Origin of the sequence: Rhodococcus sp. ARC_M6 (assembly GCF_022810305.1) — a bacterium.
Taxonomy (GTDB): domain Bacteria; phylum Actinomycetota; class Actinomycetes; order Mycobacteriales; family Mycobacteriaceae; genus Rhodococcus_F.
Window position 1 is genome coordinate 95,566 of sequence record NZ_JALGQH010000006.1, and the last position, 20,058, is coordinate 115,623.

17 protein-coding genes and 1 pseudogene are annotated in these 20,058 nt (G+C 61.3%); 6 read left to right on the plus strand and 12 right to left on the minus strand.

Going from position 1 to position 20,058, the window contains the following annotated elements; all coding sequences use genetic code 11:
• Positions 1-85 precede the first annotated feature (85 nt).
• Positions 86-605 (plus strand): annotated as a pseudogene (locus tag MTX36_RS09870) (alpha-hydroxy-acid oxidizing protein).
• Here MTX36_RS09870 and MTX36_RS09875 read toward each other — a convergent pair.
• The 6 genes from MTX36_RS09875 to MTX36_RS09900 form a co-directional block, all read right to left on the minus strand.
• Entirely contained in the window at positions 524-1,372 is an 849-nt protein-coding gene (locus MTX36_RS09875) for an ATP-binding cassette domain-containing protein (RefSeq protein ID WP_243619554.1), read from the minus strand. The pseudogene MTX36_RS09870 and the gene MTX36_RS09875 sit on opposite strands and share 82 nt — an antisense overlap.
• On the minus strand, positions 1,369-2,403 hold the full coding sequence (locus tag MTX36_RS09880; RefSeq protein ID WP_243619556.1) for an ABC transporter ATP-binding protein: 1,035 nt from the start codon (positions 2,401-2,403) through the stop codon (positions 1,369-1,371). The genes MTX36_RS09875 and MTX36_RS09880 overlap by 4 nt, the downstream gene beginning before the upstream one ends.
• Complete coding sequence (locus tag MTX36_RS09885; RefSeq protein WP_243619558.1) at positions 2,400-3,332, minus strand: ABC transporter permease; 933 nt, start codon at positions 3,330-3,332, stop codon at positions 2,400-2,402. The genes MTX36_RS09880 and MTX36_RS09885 overlap by 4 nt, the downstream gene beginning before the upstream one ends.
• On the minus strand, positions 3,329-4,273 hold the full coding sequence (locus tag MTX36_RS09890; RefSeq protein ID WP_176459649.1) for an ABC transporter permease: 945 nt from the start codon (positions 4,271-4,273) through the stop codon (positions 3,329-3,331). The genes MTX36_RS09885 and MTX36_RS09890 overlap by 4 nt, the downstream gene beginning before the upstream one ends.
• A 279-nt stretch (positions 4,274-4,552) precedes the next feature.
• Complete coding sequence (locus tag MTX36_RS09895) at positions 4,553-5,395, minus strand: IclR family transcriptional regulator (protein ID WP_243619560.1); 843 nt, start codon at positions 5,393-5,395, stop codon at positions 4,553-4,555.
• A 64-nt stretch (positions 5,396-5,459) separates the two neighbouring features.
• A complete protein-coding gene (locus MTX36_RS09900; RefSeq protein WP_243619561.1) occupies positions 5,460-6,629 on the minus strand; it encodes an acyl-CoA dehydrogenase family protein in 1,170 nt (389 codons plus the stop codon).
• Between the two features lie 262 nt (positions 6,630-6,891).
• Here MTX36_RS09900 and MTX36_RS09905 point away from each other — a divergent pair, with 262 nt between their 5' ends.
• Positions 6,892-8,076, plus strand: a complete 1,185-nt coding sequence (locus tag MTX36_RS09905) for a Rieske 2Fe-2S domain-containing protein (protein WP_279394421.1) — start codon at positions 6,892-6,894, stop codon at positions 8,074-8,076.
• A gap of 177 nt (positions 8,077-8,253) precedes the next feature.
• Complete coding sequence (locus tag MTX36_RS09910; protein WP_243619564.1) at positions 8,254-9,051, plus strand: IclR family transcriptional regulator; 798 nt, start codon at positions 8,254-8,256, stop codon at positions 9,049-9,051.
• A 120-nt stretch (positions 9,052-9,171) separates the two neighbouring features.
• Here the strand turns inward: MTX36_RS09910 and dnaE are convergent, their stop codons facing one another.
• From dnaE to lspA, 4 genes are all read right to left on the minus strand, one after another.
• Positions 9,172-12,708 (minus strand): DNA polymerase III subunit alpha, encoded by a 3,537-nt coding sequence (gene dnaE / locus MTX36_RS09915; protein WP_243619566.1) that lies wholly within the window; start codon positions 12,706-12,708, stop codon positions 9,172-9,174.
• A 114-nt stretch (positions 12,709-12,822) separates the two neighbouring features.
• Positions 12,823-13,467, minus strand: a complete 645-nt coding sequence (locus MTX36_RS09920) for a hypothetical protein (protein ID WP_243619568.1) — start codon at positions 13,465-13,467, stop codon at positions 12,823-12,825.
• Entirely contained in the window at positions 13,464-14,390 is a 927-nt protein-coding gene (locus MTX36_RS09925; RefSeq protein ID WP_243619570.1) for an RluA family pseudouridine synthase, read from the minus strand. The genes MTX36_RS09920 and MTX36_RS09925 overlap by 4 nt, the downstream gene beginning before the upstream one ends.
• Entirely contained in the window at positions 14,387-15,043 is a 657-nt protein-coding gene (gene lspA / locus MTX36_RS09930) for a signal peptidase II (RefSeq protein ID WP_243619571.1), read from the minus strand. Before lspA ends, MTX36_RS09925 begins: the two co-directional genes overlap by 4 nt.
• Positions 15,044-15,133: 90 nt before the next feature.
• On the opposite strand from lspA, the gene MTX36_RS09935 reads away from it, so the two are divergent.
• Both MTX36_RS09935 and MTX36_RS09940 read left to right on the plus strand, forming a co-directional pair.
• A complete protein-coding gene (locus MTX36_RS09935) occupies positions 15,134-16,075 on the plus strand; it encodes a hypothetical protein (protein ID WP_243619572.1) in 942 nt (313 codons plus the stop codon).
• The gene (locus MTX36_RS09940; protein ID WP_243619573.1) at positions 16,075-16,830 is read left to right on the plus strand and encodes a sensor domain-containing protein; all 756 of its coding nucleotides are present in this window, start codon (positions 16,075-16,077) and stop codon (positions 16,828-16,830) included. The genes MTX36_RS09935 and MTX36_RS09940 overlap by 1 nt, the downstream gene beginning before the upstream one ends.
• A 75-nt stretch (positions 16,831-16,905) precedes the next feature.
• Here the strand turns inward: MTX36_RS09940 and MTX36_RS09945 are convergent, their stop codons facing one another.
• Entirely contained in the window at positions 16,906-17,742 is an 837-nt protein-coding gene (locus MTX36_RS09945) for a crotonase/enoyl-CoA hydratase family protein (RefSeq protein WP_374230459.1), read from the minus strand.
• Positions 17,743-17,914: 172 nt separating this feature from the next.
• Positions 17,915-18,559: an FMN-dependent NADH-azoreductase gene (locus tag MTX36_RS09950; RefSeq protein WP_243619574.1), complete on the minus strand. Its 645-nt coding sequence runs from the start codon at positions 18,557-18,559 to the stop codon at positions 17,915-17,917.
• 246 nt (positions 18,560-18,805) lie between these two features.
• Between MTX36_RS09950 and MTX36_RS09955 the strand changes: the two genes are divergently transcribed.
• On the plus strand, positions 18,806-20,026 hold the full coding sequence (locus tag MTX36_RS09955; protein WP_243619575.1) for an NAD(P)/FAD-dependent oxidoreductase: 1,221 nt from the start codon (positions 18,806-18,808) through the stop codon (positions 20,024-20,026).
• Positions 20,027-20,058: the final 32 nt, after the last annotated feature.

The window sequence follows — 20,058 nt, forward strand, 5'->3', positions numbered from 1 at the left end:
CACGGTAGGAAATACACCGTTGAGCCTGCCGGTCGTCCTCTCCCCCACGGAATGACCGTCGGCAGGCGTCCGTACCGGAGAATCCTTGGCCAAGAAGTTCGTGGCCCGAGCACGCAATGCCGGATACAGTGCATTGATTGTCACCGTCGACGTACCCGTCCCCGGAAATCGAGAAGGTGAACGCAAGCGCGGCATGGGAATTCCGCCCAGCCTGACACCAACCAGCGTGCTCGACGCAGCACGCCGGCCACGGTGGGAAACGACTCAAAGGCATTCTCGATCCCGAGGACGCTGCAGCAGCGGTAGAACTGGGGGCCGACGGCATTGTGGTGTCGAACGACGGTGGTCGTCAACTCGACGGCGAATTGTCGGGCATCGAAGCCGTTCCCCAGTTGTGGACCGGGTCGGCGGCATTGGCAGAGTACCCGTCTACTTGGACGGCGGCATCCGACGGGGCAGCGACATCTCAGCCAGGTAGTAGGTACCGCCTGCAATTTCGTCGACGGTACCTACTACCCCGTGCTCAGCGCGAGAAGCGTCTCAAACGAGGACTACGACCAGGAATCGCCGAGAGCAATTCTCGCGTGTACTCGTGCTTGGGGTGATCGAACACCGCGACCGCGTCACCCGTCTCCATGATCCGTCCCCGCTTCATCACTGAAACGTTGTCTGCAATAAGGCGTACCAACCGAAGATCATGTGAGATGAACAGATAGGCCAAGCCTCGCTCGGTTTGAAGGTCTCGAAGCAGGTTGATCACCTGCGCCTGGGTGGAGACGTCCAAAGCCGCCACCGGTTCATCACACACCATGAAACTCGGATCGGTGATCAATGCCCGTGCGATTGCCACACGCTGCAATTGTCCACCCGACATTTCGTACGGGTAACGCTCGAGGTGAGCCGCCGTGAGACCCACTCGCTTGATCATGTCCGTGGCCTTGGCGTATCGCTGGGCGCGAGAGCTTCCGCCCTTGACCAACAGCGGCTCGGTCACCGAATCCTTGATCAGCATACGAGGATTGAGCGAAGTGTACGGATCCTGGAAAATCATGGTGGCATCCGAACGCATCTTCTCGAGCTCGCGGCGCCCGAGTTCTGCAATGTCGGTCCCGAGCAGTTCGATCGAGCCCGAGTCGGGTTCGATGAGGCGAAGCACCAACCGCCCGACTGTGGATTTGCCGGCCCCGCTCTCCCCCACCAACCCCATAGTTGTGCCAGGCGCGATTTCGAGGTCCACCGAATCCACAGCTGTGAAGGTAGAACCCTTACGACGCAACAGAGTAGGTCCGTTCCCGTAAGTCTTTGTCAGGCCCCGAACGGACAGTGTTGCCCGGCCCGTCGACACTGCTCGTTCGCTCGATTGCACAGTCATGCGGACACTCCTGGTAAAGCCAGATCGGCAGCTCGGGCACACCGGGTCAGGTGCGCTGCACTCACATTTTCCAGATTCACTTCTCGACCACACACGGATTCGACTGCGTGTGTGCAGCGTTCTCGGAAACGGCATGACGACGGAAACAGATGGGGCGGCGGGACGGATCCGGGGATGTAGCCCAACGGTTCCCCGCGCCCGGAGGGCTCCAGCATCGATTGCAGCAAGGCACTCGTGTACGGGTTCTTCGGCGTATAGAACAGGGGATCCACTGCTGCCGACTCCACAACTTGTCCGGCGTACATGACGGTCACCCGATCACACATCTCGGCAACGACACTCAGATCGTGGGTGATGAGCAGGACTCCCAGACCCAACTCTCCCTGCAACCTTCGGATGAGTTCGAGAACCTGGCGCTGCACGGTCACGTCCAGAGCCGTGGTCGGTTCGTCTGCGATCAACAGTTCGGGATCACAGGCCAACGCCATTGCAAGCATGACCCGTTGGCACATGCCACCGCTGAACTCGTGCGGGTATTGGTCGATTCGACGAGCCGCATCGGGGATCTCGACAAGGTCGAACAGTTCGATAACTCGCGCCTTCGCCTGCTTGCGTGACCAACCACGGTGTCTACGTAAGGATTCAGCCACTTGATCACCCACCGTGAATGCCGGATTCAGACAACGCCGAGGCTCCTGGAAGATCATCGCGGCCTGAACACCGCGGATGTCACTGAGCGCCTTCTCCGACAACCCGGAGATGGTTCGTCCGGACAGCCTGACGTCGCCGCGGCTGATTCGTGCGTTCTCCGGGAGCAACCCCATGACGGCGAGCGAGGTCAGTGTCTTTCCGGATCCGGATTCACCGACCAGTCCCACGGTCTCGTTACGCCGAACCGTCAGATCAACGCCGTACACGACCTCAACCCAACCGTGCTCAGTACTGACTTCCACTGTGAGACCGGTGGTCTGCAGAACGACGTCCGAACCGGCGGCCTTGTCGACGACCACCGTCTGATCAAGAGTAGTCACTTGCCTCCCTCCTTGTTCTGTCGTCCCATGGCGTCCCGCAGGCCGTCACCGAGCAGTGACAGTGCCAAGATTGTCACCGAGATCATGACTGCGGGAGGAAACAGCAGGTAGCTGCTGGTAGCAAGCGAGGACGCAGCTTCCTTGAGCATCAGACCCCAGGTCGCCTGCGGCGCACGGGCTCCGAGGCCCAGGTACGAGAGACTTGCCTCCGCGACAATGGCTGCCGAAGCTGCGAAGGAAGCCTGGACGAGCAACGGCGCTGATACTGCGGGTAGTACGTGTCTGAAGATGATACGACCGTGCCCGCATCCAGCGGCGCGGGCACTTTCGATGTACAACTCGGACCGAGTGCTCTGGGTGGACGCGCGGACAACTCGGTAGATGGACGGGATGATCAGGATGCCGATGGCCAGCATCGCCGTAGTCAGTCCGGGGCCGAGAATGCCGATGATCACCACCGCCAGGATGAGTGGCGGCAAGGTCATCAGAGCATCGATGACACGACTGGTTACGGCATCACCGACACCGCCGAAGTACCCGGCCAACAGTCCGAGTGGCACGCCGATCGCCAGTGCGATACCCACTGCTTCGAAGGACGCGAGCAAATCGAGTCGGGTGGCCACGATCAACCGGCTGAGGACGTCCCGGCCGAGTTCATCGGTACCCAGCCAGTGCGCCGACGACGGTGGTTTCAGGCGATCCGCGATCGACGCCTTGTTCGGGTCTTGCGGGGCAAGCCAATCCGCACATACCGCCACTGCGATCAGGAGCGTAATGACTCCGACGGCAGTCATCGCGATCTTGTCTGCGAGCAGTCTTCGAAGGACTCTGCTGCGCTGGAACCACGACTTCGACTCGACCGGCGCCTCTTTCTGCGAATCCGGCCGATTCACAACAACTTCGAACTTTTCGAGCTCAGGTATCGTCATCGGACTCTCAATCTCGGGTTGAAGTAGCCGTAGGAGGCGTCAACAAGTAGATTCACCGCGGTAACCACCAGTGCAATGAAGAGCACGAGGCCTTGCAAAGTCACCAGATCACCAGTCAGTACCGCGTCTACGCTCACCGACCCGAGTCCGGGGATAGCAAAGAGTTTCTCCACCACTACTGCGCCACCGACCATTTGGGTAACTACCAATCCCAAGACAGTCACTACTGGAACGGCAGCATTCTTGGCCGCGTGTTTTCCGACCACGGTGACGCGCCGGAGTCCTTTCGCCCGCGCGGTTCGGACGTAATCCTCTTCGAGAGCGTCGACCATGGCGCTGCGCACTTGGCGCGTAAGCAATGCCGCAGGAATCAGTGCGAGAGACAACGCAGGCAGGGTCATGTACGTGAGCCAAGGAACCAGTCCGTCCGACAGCGTCGCGTATCCGGTTGCCGGGAACATCTGCGACGATACTGCGAGAAACAAGATGAGTAGAACTCCCGCGACAAACGGCGGGACTGACATCAACAGCGCGGCAACACTATTTGCGAGCCAGTCCACGACCCCTCCCTTGTAGACGGCAGCGAGGGTTCCGAGTGTCAGACCCAGGACAACCGTAAAGATGAGCGAAAGCAGAACCAACGCGGCTGTAATCGGTAAGCGGAACATCAGATCACTCAGGACCGACTGGTGTGTGATCGGCGAAGTCCCGAAATCACCACGCACGGCGTTTCCCAGATATTCGACGTATCTGACCAGCATGGGCCGATCCAGTCCCAACGCGGCTCGCGATTCTGCCAGTTTCTCCGGCGTCGGATTGTCGCCGGCCAGTGCCAGAGCAGGATCGGAAGGCGACAACTCCATCAGGACAAAAACTAGAAATGTCACGATGAGGATCGTCGGTATGGCAAGCAGCACTCGTTGCCTGATAAATCGCACCATCAGCTTCACCATCCTCGAAAACCCGCGCGCACATCGGCAGACGGGTCGACACATGAACATTGACCGGAGCTCACGAATGGAAGGAAATGTTCTGAAAAATGTTGCATTGCAACTGATTAGACACATTGTGAGTCACCTCGACGTCAGTTGAACGTCGCAGAGGAGATTTCCCGGTAGCCGCAACTGCGGGCAGTGCCGTGAGGATAGAGGCGCCCGCGCGCCGGAGTCACACCATTCTCCCGCTGAACGGGAGAACGAACGCTGACGGAGTACCTCAGGTCAGAGTCGTTCGGTCCCGCGACTCATATCGAGCATCCACGACAACACCCGGCTGCTCGCCGGTGCCGCGTTACCTTCGCGCACAACAGAATCGCTGGGTGCATCGGGGAACAGTGTCTCTGTCGCGCGGCGCGATGCGGCAAGCAATACCGGTGCCGCGCGTTCGAAAACCCCAGGCCTGAGGTCACCGGAAAGTGAGAAGCCGGCGTGCACACCGGTTGGCGCCCGCAATGCCGCGGCCACACAACCGATTCCGAAGGCGACCTCCTGACGGTCGAACGCAAGTCCGTTGCGAGCACGGATTCGGGCAAGCTCATGATGCAAAAAGCTGCGGTCGACTATCGTCGACGCGGTACGGGCAGACAGCGTCGCAGGAAGTACCGTGTCCACCTGCTCAGGCGACCAAAACGACAACACCGATTTTCCCAGCGCGGTGGCATGCGCGGGAATCCGGATGCCCACTCGCGTCGGCACTCGCGGAAACGCCTGTCCCCCTACCTTGTCGAGATACACTACGTCGGTTTCGTCCAGGTAGCCGAGATGCGCAACCAAACCGGTCTCGGCGTGCAGCGTATGCAATATCGGTGCAGCGGCGGTTCTCAGTCGGGAATGGTTGACCACCTTGGCACCAAGCTCCTTGGAGCGAGCACCCAGAAGATAGAAGTCGCCCGTGTGTCGAAGCCACCCGTAACCCACCAACTGTTCGAGAATCCGATGGGTGGTCGACCGTGCCAGCCCCGTGCGCTCGGTAACGTCCACGAGGCGCAACATCGACGTGTCGGTATCGAAGACACTCATGATCAGAGTCATCCGCTCGATCATCGACGGAGATCCGGTAGTCATTTTCTCCTCGCCTGCTGGTCAATATCTCTGCTGGTCCGATATCTCACTGTGTTTGTCGCCTCGATCAGATGGCCAGGAACCCAGCGCTCACGTCCAGTCCGGTCGCCCACTGTCCATACACTTCGAGAGGACGCTCCGCACTGTGGACGGTGTACACCCTGGCTGTGCGGGCATCTCGCCACACTCGCTGACGCGGATCGTCCACGGCGATCGCACCGTTGCCCGCGGTCGCGAAAATCAGTTCGACTGCTGCGACAACACGCTCGAATGCCAGGATCTGATCTCGGCGACCTCGAACCCACTCGCCCGTTTCGAGTTCTCGATGCTCTTCGGTGGCCGTCGTCGCTACCTCGATACTGCGGTCCAGAAGCAAAGCAGCGGTATCGATGTCGCCGGCCGCACGCGAGATCGACGCATAGCCGTCGCGGTCGGCCGAAGACAGTGGGCCCGTTCTTGTTTCGTGAGCCGACCGAACACTCTCGATGTGATGACTCAACGCACTCTGCGCTGCACCGATGATCGGTTCCGTCAGTGCGTGCACGTACAAGACTGATTGTGGGAATCTGTAGAGAAGTTCGTGACGACTATTTACCTTCGCGCGCTCGGCCGTTCCGAACACTCGATGCTGCGGTACGGAGGCGCCAGCGACAACGAGGTCGTTCATGTCCGCCCCACGCAACCCGAGGGCATCGGTGCCCGCCTCAATCCGATAGTCCTTGGCATTCACCAATACGAGGACGAAGTCGACGGGCGCGCCGGACTGATCCGATAGCACTGCCCCGACGATTGCCCACTCCGATCCGCGGCTTCCCACGACGTACTTCCATCGGCCTCGCAGAACAAGGCCTCTGCCGGTCGAAGTCAGAGTGCCGCCTGGGGTGAGCGATCCACACAACCTGGCACGGGGACCGCTCAGACCGCCCCACACGTCGGCTTGCGCCTCATCGGTGAACAGCGCCAATTGCCAAGCGGCAATCCCGAAGGATGCAGTAACCCAGCCCGCTGATGTGCAGGACGTTGCCAGTTCACGCACCGTCCGTAGAAATACAGACGGATCAGCCTGCGATCCCCCGAATCGATTCGGGATACACAGCGCAAATGCCCCGGCTTCACTCAAAGCGTCCACAGTGTCCTCATGCAACCGCCCGCGGCGATCCGCTTCGGTAGCACGCACGGCGATCTCGGGAAGCAAGGAAGCAATTGCTTCGGCAAGGGAATCACTGACACTGTCCACGCTCCGATTATGACCGGCGCCACAATTTCCAATTCACACGGTCCAGTGAACGGGAGTCGTGAGCAGTGCCGCCAGCCCACAATGCGCTGGCACTCACAAAATTGACCCATGCCATATTTCGGCTGAAAAGACACAGGCCAGCTGCCATGTTCCGCCTACCGGGAGATGATCTTCCCCGCATCCACACTTCAAGATTCTATGAGGTGGATCACATGGAAACGACTGAGCGCTCGACGCAACATCGACGCGGCACGGAGGAAACATGACGCTCGACACCGCCCCCACCATCAACACCGACACCGACACCGACACCGACGAAGCGATCCGCTTGATCGAGGCTGCACCCGCACCGTCTCGGTTCGCCCGCGGGTGGCATTGCCTCGGCCTGAGCGAGACGTTCCGAGACGGCAAGCCACACCAGATCGAAGCATTCGGAACGAGCCTCGTCGTCTTCGCCGACAGCAAGGGCGACATCAAAGTGCTGGATGCCTACTGCCGACACATGGGTGGCAACTTGGCACTCGGAGAAGTAAAGGGCGACTCGATCGCGTGTCCTTTCCACGACTGGCGCTGGGGCGGCAACGGGAAATGCACCGACATTCCCTACGCACGACGCGTACCTCCGCTCGCTCGCACTCGCGCCTGGACCACTCTCGAACGCAACTGCCAACTTTTTGTCTGGCACGACCCGGAGGGCTCCATGCCCACCGACGAGGTCACCATCCCTCAGATCGAGGGGGTCGGCACTGACGAGTGGACTGACTGGACGTGGAACGCACAGATCATCAAGGGCTCTCACTGCCGCGAGATTATCGACAATGTTGTAGACATGGCGCACTTCTTCTATGTCCACAAGTCATTCCCTCGATTTTTTAAGAACGTTTTCGAGGGTCACATCGCGACGCAGTACCAGGAGTCGACACCCCGCCTCGACGTCGAGGCGTCCTACAACGATCCGAACCAGCATTTGCGCTCGGATGCGTCCTACTTCGGCCCGTCGTACATGGTCGACAAACTCTGGATCAACGCCAATGGCGCAGAGGTCGAGACGGCGCTGATCAACTGCCACTATCCGATCGACGAGAATTCATTTGTCCTGATGTACGGCGTCTCGATGAAGAAGCTGCCGGGCATGACCGACGAAGAGTCCGCCGCGATGGCGGTCCAGTTCGTCACGGGCGTCGAGAGCGGTTTCCTACAGGATGTCGAGATCTGGAAGAACAAGGCTCCCATCGACAATCCCCTGCTCTGCGAAGAAGACGGACCTGTTTATCAGCTGCGACGCTGGTATCAGCAGTTCTACGTCGACGTCGCGGATATCACCCCGGACATGACTCGCCGTTTCGAATTCGAAATCGATACGACTCGCGCCATCACAGCTTGGGAACAGGAAGTTGCCGAGATCATTGCTCGCCGCGAATCCGAATTGCAGGACACCGAATCTTGAGTGGCGAAACGTATCTGGGGCACTGACGACCAATAGACCTTCCGGCCCGCGGGACGTGTCAGCGCCCCGCAGGCCGGACGCATATCCGTCACGATTCCTCATGAAATACCAATATCAGAGCATTGCTGGCAGTTATCGACAGCTTCGCTGAACACACAGTTACAACAGGGAGAAGACATGACCGGTCAGGTCCGGAGTACCGATTCCGCCCCCACTGCAATTCTGGACAGGGTCTCGCTGGTCCTTGACGCCTTCGACGGACCCGGGCTCCTCACGCTTACCCAAGTAGTCACACTGACCGGGCTACCGCGATCGTCGGCGCATCGAATACTCGAACGACTGGTGCAGATGCGATGGCTGCGGCGAGACGGCCGCAACTACGAACTCGGACTCCGCCTCATGGAGCTCGGATCTCTTGCCATCCATCAGGATCGCCTACATCACGCAGCATTGCCCTTCCTCCACGAATTGCATCGGGTAACCGGCCACGTCGTGCATCTCGGCATCCTCCATGACTCGGACGTGATCTATCTAGAGAAGATCGGTGGGCGCGTCGCATCCGCACTACCGTCCCGCGCCGGGGGTCGATTCCCCGCGGACAAGTCACCGATCGGGAAGGCACTCCTCGCCTGCTCGGCCACAGCGCCGGCGGCAGGCTCGCCCGCCCTCGCAGACGAGCTCGACAAGATTCGCCAACAGGGTATGGCCTTCGCAACCGGTGAAAATGTCACGGGCATAGGCGGCATCGCCGTGCCCATCGGCCCGATCGGTGGCGCGATCGCGGCCATCTCGATCTGCGGACCCACTAAGCATCTCAAATTTGACCATCACCACGCAGCTCCGGTCAGAATGGCAGCTATCGCGATCATGCGGAACATGTCCGGCACTCAATCCATTGTTCCGACTTTGCAACGCCGCAGCCAGCTCCGCAGCCTCCCGACTGCCGCTCGCATGCCCCAGGTTCGCTACGCCTGAATCCAGGTCGAAACACTCCAAACCAATAACGACAAACCCCACCGAATGACGGCGATGGAAGATTCCACCACCCATATTCGACGGGGTTTGTCGGGGTCTGTCAGCCGGAGCGGCTCAGGGCTACACCGCCAGGCAAGCCGGCCCGAGTAGTGCCTTGAGATCACCCATCAGCGCCGACGACGGTTCTACCCGTAGTACGTCGTCAACCTTCCACAACGTGACCTCCGTGCCACCGATCAGTCGAACGTGCACATCCGACGTTCCGGGATGGCGGGTCAAAATCTGCTTGAGAGCACCGAGCTTGTCCTTGGTGCACTGACGCAACGGCAATGACACCGAGAGCGGCCGCGCCACTCCGATTGCCGAAAGATCCGGAACTGCAAGGTCATTGCCGATCAGCGACATCCGATCGTCACGGATGGAGACGCGCGCCTTGACCAGAACGATCGCGTCCTCCGCGATGTCCATCCCGTAGACGGCGTAGGCCTGCGGGAAGAACAGCACCTCGATGCCACCGACCAGATCCTCCAGAGTCACGATGCACCAGGTCAGGCCGTTCTTGTTCACCCGGCGGTCAACCGAGGCGATGATGCCGCCCAAGGTGACCTGCGCGCCGTCCTGGACCCCGCCCTCGAGAATCGAGGCGATAGAGGTGTCGGACTGCTGCTTGAGAATATGTTCGACGCCGTTGAGCGGGTGCCCGGAAACGTAGAGCCCCAGCATTTCCCGCTCGAGTGCAAGACGATGCTTGGTTTCCCACTCCTCGTCCGGAATCTTGACGTCGAATACCGACGCGATGGATTCGTCTGCCTCAGCCCCGCCGAACAGATCGAACTGGCCGATCGCCTCTGCCTTCTTGGTGCTCATGACAGCGTCGATAGCGTCGGCATGCACCAACATCAAGCCCTTACGCGGATGCCCGAGAGAGTCGAATCCTCCTGCCTTGATGAGAGATTCAGTGACCTTCTTGTTGCATGCCATCGCGTCGATCTTGCCGAGATAATCGGAGAAGTCGGTGAACTTCGATTTTTCGGTTCGCGCCTTGATGATGGACGCCACCACGTTGGCACCGACGTTGCGCACGGACCCCATACCGAAACGGATGTCCTCACCGACAGTCGCGAAGTCGACGCGCGACTCGTTGACGTCCGGCGGTAGCACCGTGATGCCCATTCTGCGGCAGTCTGCGAGATAGATAGCGGACTTGTCCTTGTCGTCACCGACAGAGGTGAGCAGGCCGGCCATGTACTCGGCCGGATAGTTCGCCTTGAGGTACCCGGTCCAGTACGAGACCAGCCCGTACCCAGCGGAGTGCGACTTGTTGAACGCGTAGCCGGCGAAGGGCAACACGGTATCCCAGAGAGCCTTGATGGCAGCTTCACTGAAGTTGTTGTCCAACATGCCCTGACGGAAACCGGCGTACGCCTTTTCAAGTTCGGAGAGCTTCTTCTTACCCATGGCGCGGCGCAGCAAGTCGGCCTGTCCGAGGGTGTAGCCGGCGACCTTCTGTGCCAGCTGCATGATCTGCTCCTGGTAGATGATCAAACCGTATGTCTCCGAAAGGATCTCCGCGAGCGGCTCTTCCAGTTCGGGGTGAATCGGACTGACCACTTCGAGTGCATTCTTACGTTTCGCGTACGAGATGTGGGCATCCACACCCATCGGACCCGGTCGGTACAGCGCCAGAGCGGCCACGATGTCGCCGAAACCGGTGGGCTGCATCAGTTTCAGCAGTTCACGCATACCGCCGCCGTCGAGCTGGAACACGCCCAGGGTGTCGCCGCGCGCGAGGAGTTCGTAGGTAGCCGGATCATCCATCGGCAAGGTATCGAGGTCGATGTCGATACCGCGGTTGGCCTTGATGTTCTCGAGCGTGTCACCGATGACCGTGAGGTTACGCAGACCCAAGAAGTCCATCTTGAGCAGACCGATGTCTTCACACGACGGGTAATCCCAGCCGGTGATGATGGCACCGTCCTGGGCGCGCTTCCACACCGGAATAGCGTCCATCAGCGGCTCGGACGACATGATGACGGCACACGCGTGCACACCGGCGTTACGGATCAGACCTTCGAGACCCTTTGCGGTCTTGTAGATCTTTGCGACGTCGGGGCTCGAGTCGATGAGCGCCCGAACCTCGGCCGCTTCCTTGTACCGCTCGTGCTTGGGATCGGTGATACCGGACACCGAGATGTCCTTGGCCATGATCGGGGGCGGCAGCGCCTTGGTGATCTGGTCGGCGATTGCAAAACCAGGCTTACCGAACTGCACACGTGCGGAGTCCTTGATGGCTGCCTTGGTCTTGATGGTTCCGAACGTGATGACCTGCGCGACGCGGTCGCTTCCCCACTTGTCCGTCGCGTAGCGAACCATCTCGCCGCGACGGCGATCATCGAAGTCGATATCGATATCGGGCATCGACACACGCTCGGGGTTGAGGAATCGCTCGAACAGCAGACCGTACGGAATGGGGTCGATGTTGGTGATGCCCATCGCGTACGCAACCAACGAACCGGCTGCGGATCCACGGCCGGGGCCGACGCGGATTCCGACGTCCTTAGCGTGGTTGATGAGGTCACCGACCACGAGGAAGTAGGCCGGGAAGCCCATCTCGTTGATGACGCCGATCTCGTAATCGGCGCGCGCCAGATACTCCTGCGGCGGACCACTGGGGAATCGGCGGTCCAAACCTCGCATGACCTCCTCGCGCAGGAAGCTCTGCTGCGTATGTCCCTCGGGAACCGGGAAGATCGGCATCCGATCGTGGAATGCCCAGACGTCCTCGTAGGACTGGACACGCTCACCGATGGCCACCGTGTTGTCGCAGGCCCCGGGAACTTCCTTGTCCCAGATCGCCCGCATCTCGGCAGCCGACTTGAGGTAGTAACCATCGCCGTCGAACTTGAAGCGAGTGGGATCCGAGAGTGTCTTACCGGTCTGGATGCAGAGCAGTGCCTCGTGGTTTTCGGCAGCGTCCTTAGTGACGTAATGGCAGTCGTTGGTAGCGAGGGGCGGAATGCCGAGTTGCTTACCGATATCGAGCAAGCCTTCACGAACCCGACGCTCGATCGAAAGACCGTGATCCATCAGTTCCAGGAAGAAGTTGTCGGGGCCCCAGATCTCCTGCCACTTCGCGGCAGCCTCGAGAGCCTCGCGATCATGACCGAGTCGCAAACGAGTCTGAATCTCCCCCGACGGGCACCCTGTGGTGGCGATGATGCCCTCGGAATGAGTCGCGATGAGCTCCTCGTCCATCCGCGGCCACTTGCCGAGCTGACCTTCGATGGAGGCGAGCGACGAAAGTTTGAAGAGGTTACGCAGACCCGTCGCGTTCTCCGCGACCATCGTCATGTGCGTGTACGCGCCGCTACCCGAGACGTCGTCGGACTTCTGGCTACGATCGCCCCACAGCACGCGCTTGGTGTTGAACCGTGACTCGGGAGCGATGTACGCCTCGATACCGATGATCGGCTTGATGCCGGCCTTTTTAGCCTCGTTGTAGAACTGGCTGGCGCCGTACATGTTTCCGTGGTCGGTCATGCCGACGGCCGTCATGTCGAGACGTGCGGCCTCCTCGAACATGGCGCCGACTTTGGCCGCACCGTCGAGCATCGAGTACTCGGTGTGATTGTGAAGGTGAACGAACGAGTCAGCCACGTGCGCCTCTCTGAAGGTCTGGGAGCTTGATCGAGTGTAGGCCCCGCTACCGACAAGGTCGGCGGCCGAGCATCTGTATCCGAGGTAGTAGTGACGAGAGTTACGAGACCGGACTCACGGAATCGGACCATCGTCCGGGCCGGGAACAACCACGTCCACATACTCGGGCAACAACGGCCGAACTGCCGCGCGCCACGGCGTTCCGTCGACCGGCATCGCCTCGAGAGCCCGCACTGCAGGATTTGTTGCCAGCACTGCCAGGTCACCGGCATCGCCACGAACGACCACACCGACCGCGCAGGAGCAGTCCGCGGAGAGAGATCGAACTGACGCAGCGGCAATCAGCTTCTGCCGGTCGTCCACCCCGGACATCGAGGCAAGCCGAGTCGCCGCAGCACCCGGCGACTGCTTGATCGCCACGTCGTTGTCCGGTACGGCAATCGAGACCAACGGCGTCTGGACGCGGTCGATCGGCACCCGCCACAGCACCTCCGACACCCTGATTCCGGGCGTCGCAGCAATCACCTCGTCGGCAGTCATCGGTGCCGCGAAAGACGCCAACGCCCAGGTCGGCCCGTCCACATTCGACAGTGTCGCCTGTGCCCGATCAAGATAATCGACAACCAGTTCCCCGCCGTCAGGGCCGAGCGAATCCGTTCCGATCGGGGCCGTCGGCACCGGATTCATCAGTCCTGCGCCAACCACCAGCACGACAACTGCCACGCCGGCCAACGCGGAACCGATTCCGCGCAGCGTCACGTCGATCGAAGGACCTCGAGCGCGTCCGCGAGATCCTTCGGGTACTCACTCTTGATCTCGACCCACCGGCCGTCGGCCGGGTGAGCGAAACCGAGCGACACTGCGTGCAACCACTGGCGCTCGAGACCCAGACGCTCGGCCAGCCGCGGGTCTGCCCCGTAGGTCAAGTCGCCGCAACATGGATGTCGCAGTGCGGAGAAGTGGACCCGAATCTGGTGTGTCCGACCGGTTTCGAGATGAACGTCCAACAGACTCGCGGCCTGAAACGCCTCGATGGTGTCGTAGTGCGTGACACTCGCCTTGCCATCAGCTCGCACAGCAAAACGCCAGTCGTTTCCGTGGTGGCGGCCGATGGGAGCGTCGATGGTTCCGCTACTCGGATCCGGATGGCCCTGCACCAGCGCGTGGTAGCGCTTGTCGATGGTCCGTTCCTTGAAAGCACGCTTGAGCACTGTGTACGCCCGCTCGGACGTAGCGACCACCATGACACCCGACGTCCCGACGTCGAGCCGGTGGACGATGCCCTGACGCTCGTGTGCGCCGGACGTCGAGATCCGGTAGCCCGCTGCAGCAAGTCCGCCGATCACCGTCGGCCCCGTCCATCCGACGCTGGCGTGCGCCGCGACTCCGACGGGCTTGTTCACGGCAACAACATCGTCGTCCGAGTACAGGATCTCCATGCCCTCGACCGGAGTCGCCTCGACGGTCAGCGGACGCGGCGGCTCCGGCAACGTGACCTCGAGCCACGAACCCGCGGGCAACCGATCGGACTTACCGACGGCAACGCCGTCGAGCAGCACCGAACCCTCCTCGGCGAGAGTCGCCGCGACGGTGCGGGAAAGTCCGAGTAGACGAGCCAAACCGGCGTCGACGCGCATCGCATCAAGTCCGTCCGGCACTGGCATCGACCGAGATTCCCTCATTTGTTTTCCCCTTGGGATTCAGACTTGCTGTCGCCGGTCTTGTCGGTGCCGGACTTGCCACTGCCGGACTTGCCGCTGTGGAGTCGCTCCCCGTTGGGCTCGAACCCGAACAGAGTCAAGACGACCAGGAGAATCGCGCCGCACACGATTGCGGAATCAGCGATGTTGAACACCGGCCACCAGCCGATGGACATGAAGTCGACAACGTGTCCCTGCATGAACCCCGGTGTCCGGAACAACCGGTCCATCAAATTGCCGAGAGCGCCGCCGAGTACGAGACCGAGGCCCAGAGCCCACCACGGCGAGCGGAGTGTGCGGCCGATCTTGATCACGCCGATCACCACACCGATCGCCACCAGTGTGAGGATCCACGTCATGGACGTCGCCATCGAGAATGCTGCGCCCGGGTTTCGGACCAACGTGAAAGTGACAACGTCACCGATGATTTCGATCGGCTGACCGGGCGTGATCGCTGCAACAGCCCACACCTTGGTCAGGATGTCCGCGACTAGGATTACTGCCGCAATCACGATCAGCATCACCAACCGCAGCGGGCGCTGGGGAGCATCGGGCTGCGGCGAGTCAGGCTTCGATAAATCGGTAATCGGCTGATCCTCCGCGTTGACATCTCGTTCTGGGTGGTCTGTACTCACGCCACCATCATCCCCTATGTTCGGCGCTCGGCCTGCACTCACTCCCCGACCTCGACCGGGCACTTCGGGGAACCGGTTAACCTGGAGCGCGTGCCACAGTTGTCTACGTCCGGCAGGCGCGTTCCGTATGCGTTCGCAGCCGCCCTCACTCTCGCTACTCTGCTCACCGCCTGTAGTGGCTCGGAGCAACCTCCCAACACCTCCTCGGCGACGCCCAGCGAGTTCACCGTTCCGGTAACCGCCTCCACCGTCGAGGTGCTCGATGCCGGCATCGAACCACGTCAAAGCCTTCGAATGAGCCCGCCGGTCGGAACAACTCAAGCCGCGACGCTGATCACCTCTGCCGTCGTTAGTCAGCAGATCGATCAGCAACCGGTCAAAGACTTCTCCTCACCCGAAATCACGATTCCCCTGAACGCAGTTGTCACGACTGCTGCGTCGGCACAAACTCCGACGACGGTGGTCGACCTCACCCTGTCGGACATGAGCACTCCCGACGCGACACTGCAAGCAGCGCTCGGTGGCGCCGACGGTTCGGGAGCCGGATTGAGCATCACGGAGTCCGGATCCATCACGGCACTGCGACTACGTCCGGCCGGCGATTCCGCGAACGCCGCCCGTGCCGCTATCGAGCAGGCTTTCGGTCAGGCTGTCTACCGCACCGTTGCGCTACCCGACGCTCCCGTCGGAGTCGGGGCGCGATGGACCGTCAAGCAGGAGGTCAGCAGCGAGATCCTCCTGGATCAGACCACCACCGTCACATTGACCGCACGCGACGGCGACCGTCTCACTCTCGCCGTCGAGGTCTCTCAGACTCCGCAGAGCAGTGTCTGGAATCTGGCCGGCAACGCCGGGATACTCAACATCGATCAGTACGTGATGGCCGGTTCCGGGACTGTCACTGTCGACATGACACTGCCCCTTCCCGTCAGCGGGGACATGTCGATCGGCGGCGACCAGGCGTACAGCGACCCGGACGGATCGTCCGTCATCAAACAGAGCATCACGAACACCATTCGGTGGACGCAGTAATGGCGCGTCGTATCGCACTCGGACTCGGTGTTGCAGCGGTCCTCGTCGTCAGCGGGTGCGGTTCCGACACGGCGGAACCCTCTTCGGCAATTGCTTCAGCGGTTCCCGAAGTTTCGCTCGTTCCGTTCACCCCAGCCGAGTCGGGTGATCTCAGCGGCACTCCTCTGGACAAGGAGACACTGCAACGGACCGTCCTCACATTGAGTGATCTTCCCGCCGATTTCGACATCGTGCCGGACCCGGTCGAAGACTTGGGCCTCGCGCCGGCACCGTCGACGTCGGACTCCGACAAGTCCACTACCGACCCCGCCGCATGTGCGGCCGTGCTCGCACCGATCTCCACCCAGATCCCCGGATCGGTCGCTTCGATCACGAAAACGTTCGCCGGACCGGATTTCACGAGCATCGATCAGGACAGCGCCTCGTTTACCGACGGTGCCACTGCCGCAACAGCTTTCCGCACGATGCAGGATATCCTGGCCGGCTGCGCGGAGTATTCCGGTACCGACGCCGACGGCACAACGGTGTCCTATCGAGTCGGCGCGGGACACCAGCCGAGCGTCGGCGACGCGTCCTTCTCGTACCGAATCATCACTACCAGTGAAGGATTCACACTTGTTGCCGATGTTGTCGTTGCTGCGGTCGGTACTACTCTGACACAGCTTTCAGCAACGGCGCCGACGCCCATCGCCCCGGACGTGCTGGGTTCCATGGCGGTTACTGCGGCGCAGCGATTGATCGTTCCGACCCCGTAGCCGTCATTGTGCGCAGCGCGGTCAACATCCACGAGTTACCCTGCGCCCGCGAAGATGGATGCGGACCCGCCAGAGCTATCGCCCTTCCCAGACGGGCTCACGTTTCTGAGCGAAGGCCAGCGGACCCTCTCGAGAATCGCGGGTCGCTCCCACCCTCGCCATTTCCGCGTACGAACGCCCCCAGGCCGCTTGTTCGCCAACAAGACTGCCATCGACAATTCCGGCCACCAGCCGCTTGGTGGACTGCACCGCCAACGGCGCGTTTGCAGCCACCGACGCAGCCAGTTCGAGTGCCGATTCGAGAGATGCACCCGGCTCACTGATCCGATTGACCAGTCCCCATTCCTTGGCCTGGTGCGCACCGAAGTGATCTCCGATCAGGAGCACTTCCATGGCAATCGCTTTCGGCAACCACTGCGCCAGCCGGATTGCACCACCGGCCGAGGCGATAAATCCGTTGCGAACCTCGGGCAGCGAGAATTCTGCCTTCGGGTCGGCGACAACCAAATCGCACGCCAGGGCAATTTCGGCGCCTCCACCGATCGCAAATCCGTTGACAGCAGCAATGATCGGTTTCTCGATCACATGCTCACAAACACCGCCGAATCCACGTGCCCGCTTCACGGGGTCATTGGGCACCAGGTCCTCTCCTGCTGCCATCGCTTTGAGATCGCCACCGCCGCAGAATGACAGGTCGCCGGATCCGGTCAGAACGATCACCCGGATGCGAGGGTCGGATTCGGCATCGGCCAGTGCGTCGCCGATGCCCTCCGCAACAGCAGCATTGACAGCATTACGTGCGCTAGGCCGGTTAATGGTGATAATCGAGATAAACCCGCGTCGCTCGCTGAACACCTCGGCGCCTGGTCCGTAGGAGTACGTCATGATAATTTCCTGTGCAATGTCAGCCATGACAGGACCGTACCTTCGGTGGAATCAGCACTAAAATTCGAGATCCCCGGCATGCAACTCAAGTTCTTCAGCGATCCCGAATCCTGCCTTCTCCGCAGTCGCGTCTACCGCAACAACGCCGCCCGTAAACAACGGGATCATCGGCTTGGACAAGGGAAGTCGCGGAATCCAATCAGGATCCGAGCTCAATTGCCAACTCGCGCACCGCATTCTCAGCTTGTTCGAGGCTAGCGGATGCGCGTTCTGCCAGAGGTGCCATCGGCGGGATGCGCCCGGCCAACGTCAATTCTGCAGTGACAACCGAAACCTGCATGCCCAGGGAGCTTCCCAGCACCTCGCGCAGAGGCGGAATCGTAAAATCGAGACCCGCATTGTGACTTCCCGGCGCGTACGTATTGCCTCGACTCGACACGATGACAACAGGTTTACCGGAGAAGGGCCGATTCGGTTCGTCGAAGGGAACCGTCGTGCCCAGTACATGGATGTAGTCGATCCACGCTTTCAGCGTCGAAGGCAACGACCAGTTGTACATCGGAGCGCCGATGACAAGAACATCGGAGGCAGCGACCTCGGCAATCAACTCAGCTTGCAGCGCCTCGGCTCGGGCGTCGGGCGCACTGCCCGGCTTCCGAAGTCGCTTCGCGTAATGCAACTCTGCATCAGGAAGGTGGGGCAGTTGCGCGCGGTGCAAATCTCGTCTGACGACACGGTGATCCGCCCCCTGTTCACGCCAGGTCTGGGCGAACAGCCCCGTCAATGTTCGGGAAACCGAGGTTTCCAACTCCGCGGACGAATCGATGTGCAACAGCTGTGGCATCTGTACTCCTCGAGGTTGCGTGCGCCGGCGATTGGTCGAACCCATGTCCGAGTTCGCCGGCACAACTGGCTCAAGTATTCGTACCTTACTGGCCACACTTCATTAGCCTCGTGCTTTCACACTGAGCGCTTCGAAACCCTGATTCGGACAAAAAGGCGACCCGACCTTGAAAAATGCGGATTGTCGAGGCAGTTTTCCAACGCCGCACGCACCCGTTGTCGCCGCGATCCGTGAGACCCTCAACGTATGAGCGATGTCATCATCATCGGTTCCGGCTTCGCCGGATTGTGGGCCGCGCTCGGCGCTGCCCGGCAGCTCGACGAACTCGGGATACCGGCCGGGCAGGTGTCGATCACGGTGCTCAGTGCCCGGCCCTTCCACGACATCCGGGTGCGCAACTATGAGGCCGATCTCAGCGCCTGCCGCATCCCACTGGCCGATGTCCTCGACCCGGTCGGGATCGCGTACGTCGCCGCGGACGTGACCACGATCGACACCGATGCACGGACGGTCTCCACCAACGTTGGTGGTCAGGCGCAGGCGTATAGCTACGACCGCCTCGTACTGGCAGCAGGTAGCCGTGTAGTGCGGCCCGATATCCCGGGTCTGCGGGAGTTCGGGTTCGACGTCGACACCTACGACGGCGCAATGAAACTCGAGGCCCATCTAGCCGCGCTGGCCGACGGATCCGCCACGCCCGCCGCAACGACCGTGGTGGTGGTCGGGGCCGGTCTGACGGGCATCGAGACCGCATGCGAGCTGCCGGGCCGGCTCGCGGCCTTGTTCGGCGCCGACGTGACGTCGCGCGTGGTGCTGGTGGACCACAACCCCACCGTCGGATCGGATATGGGCGAGTCGGCGCGGCCGGTCATCGAAGCCGCGTTGTCCAACACCGGTGTCGAGGCACTGACCGGGGTGGGCGTGGCCGCTGTGGACCAGGGCGGGGTGACGCTGTCGTCCGGTGAGGTGGTGCCCGCCGCGACGGTCATCTGGTGCGCTGGAATGAAGGCAAACCCGTTGACCTCGCAGTTCCCGGTCGAGCGTGATCGGCTCGGGCGGCTCCCCGTCGACGACTATCTACGGGTGATCGGTGTGCCAGGCGTGTTCGCTGCCGGCGACGTCGCCACCGCGAAGATGGACGATCAGCATCAGTCAGTGATGTCCTGCCAGCACAGCCGGCCGATGGGCCGCTACGCCGGGCACAACGTGATCAGCGATCTGCTCGACAATCCGATGCTGACCCTCCGCATCCCTTGGTATGTCACGGTTTTGGACTTAGGGCCGGCGGGCGCGGTCTACACCGAGGGCTGGGATCGGCAGGTTGTGGCGACGGGCGCCGAGGCCAAGGCCACCAAGAACACCATCAACACCGCGCGCATCTATCCGCCGTTGACCCGCGATCGGGCCGCCCTGCTGCACGCCGCCGCGCCGGAACTGCAGACCCGGCCAGCCCGCGGCCACCAGTAGTCCACCCACCGCGACGCTCCGACAACCTCACC

What these genes read in the sequence shown, in the direction of transcription:
- MTX36_RS09875 (WP_243619554.1), bottom strand. Translation starts at nt 1,372, where the DNA reads ATGACTGTGCAATCGAGCGAACGAGCAGTGTCGACGGGCCGGGCAACA.
- MTX36_RS09885 (WP_243619558.1), bottom strand. Translation starts at nt 3,332, where the DNA reads ATGACGATACCTGAGCTCGAAAAGTTCGAAGTTGTTGTGAATCGGCCG.
- MTX36_RS09890 (WP_176459649.1), bottom strand. Translation starts at nt 4,273, where the DNA reads ATGGTGCGATTTATCAGGCAACGAGTGCTGCTTGCCATACCGACGATC.
- MTX36_RS09895 (WP_243619560.1), bottom strand. Translation starts at nt 5,395, where the DNA reads ATGACTACCGGATCTCCGTCGATGATCGAGCGGATGACTCTGATCATG.
- MTX36_RS09905 (WP_279394421.1), top strand. Translation starts at nt 6,892, where the DNA reads ATGACGCTCGACACCGCCCCCACCATCAACACCGACACCGACACCGAC.
- MTX36_RS09910 (WP_243619564.1), top strand. Translation starts at nt 8,254, where the DNA reads ATGACCGGTCAGGTCCGGAGTACCGATTCCGCCCCCACTGCAATTCTG.
- MTX36_RS09925 (WP_243619570.1), bottom strand. Translation starts at nt 14,390, where the DNA reads ATGAGGGAATCTCGGTCGATGCCAGTGCCGGACGGACTTGATGCGATG.
- MTX36_RS09940 (WP_243619573.1), top strand. Translation starts at nt 16,075, where the DNA reads ATGGCGCGTCGTATCGCACTCGGACTCGGTGTTGCAGCGGTCCTCGTC.
- MTX36_RS09945 (WP_374230459.1), bottom strand. Translation starts at nt 17,742, where the DNA reads ATGGCTGACATTGCACAGGAAATTATCATGACGTACTCCTACGGACCA.
- MTX36_RS09950 (WP_243619574.1), bottom strand. Translation starts at nt 18,559, where the DNA reads ATGCCACAGCTGTTGCACATCGATTCGTCCGCGGAGTTGGAAACCTCG.
- MTX36_RS09955 (WP_243619575.1), top strand. Translation starts at nt 18,806, where the DNA reads ATGAGCGATGTCATCATCATCGGTTCCGGCTTCGCCGGATTGTGGGCC.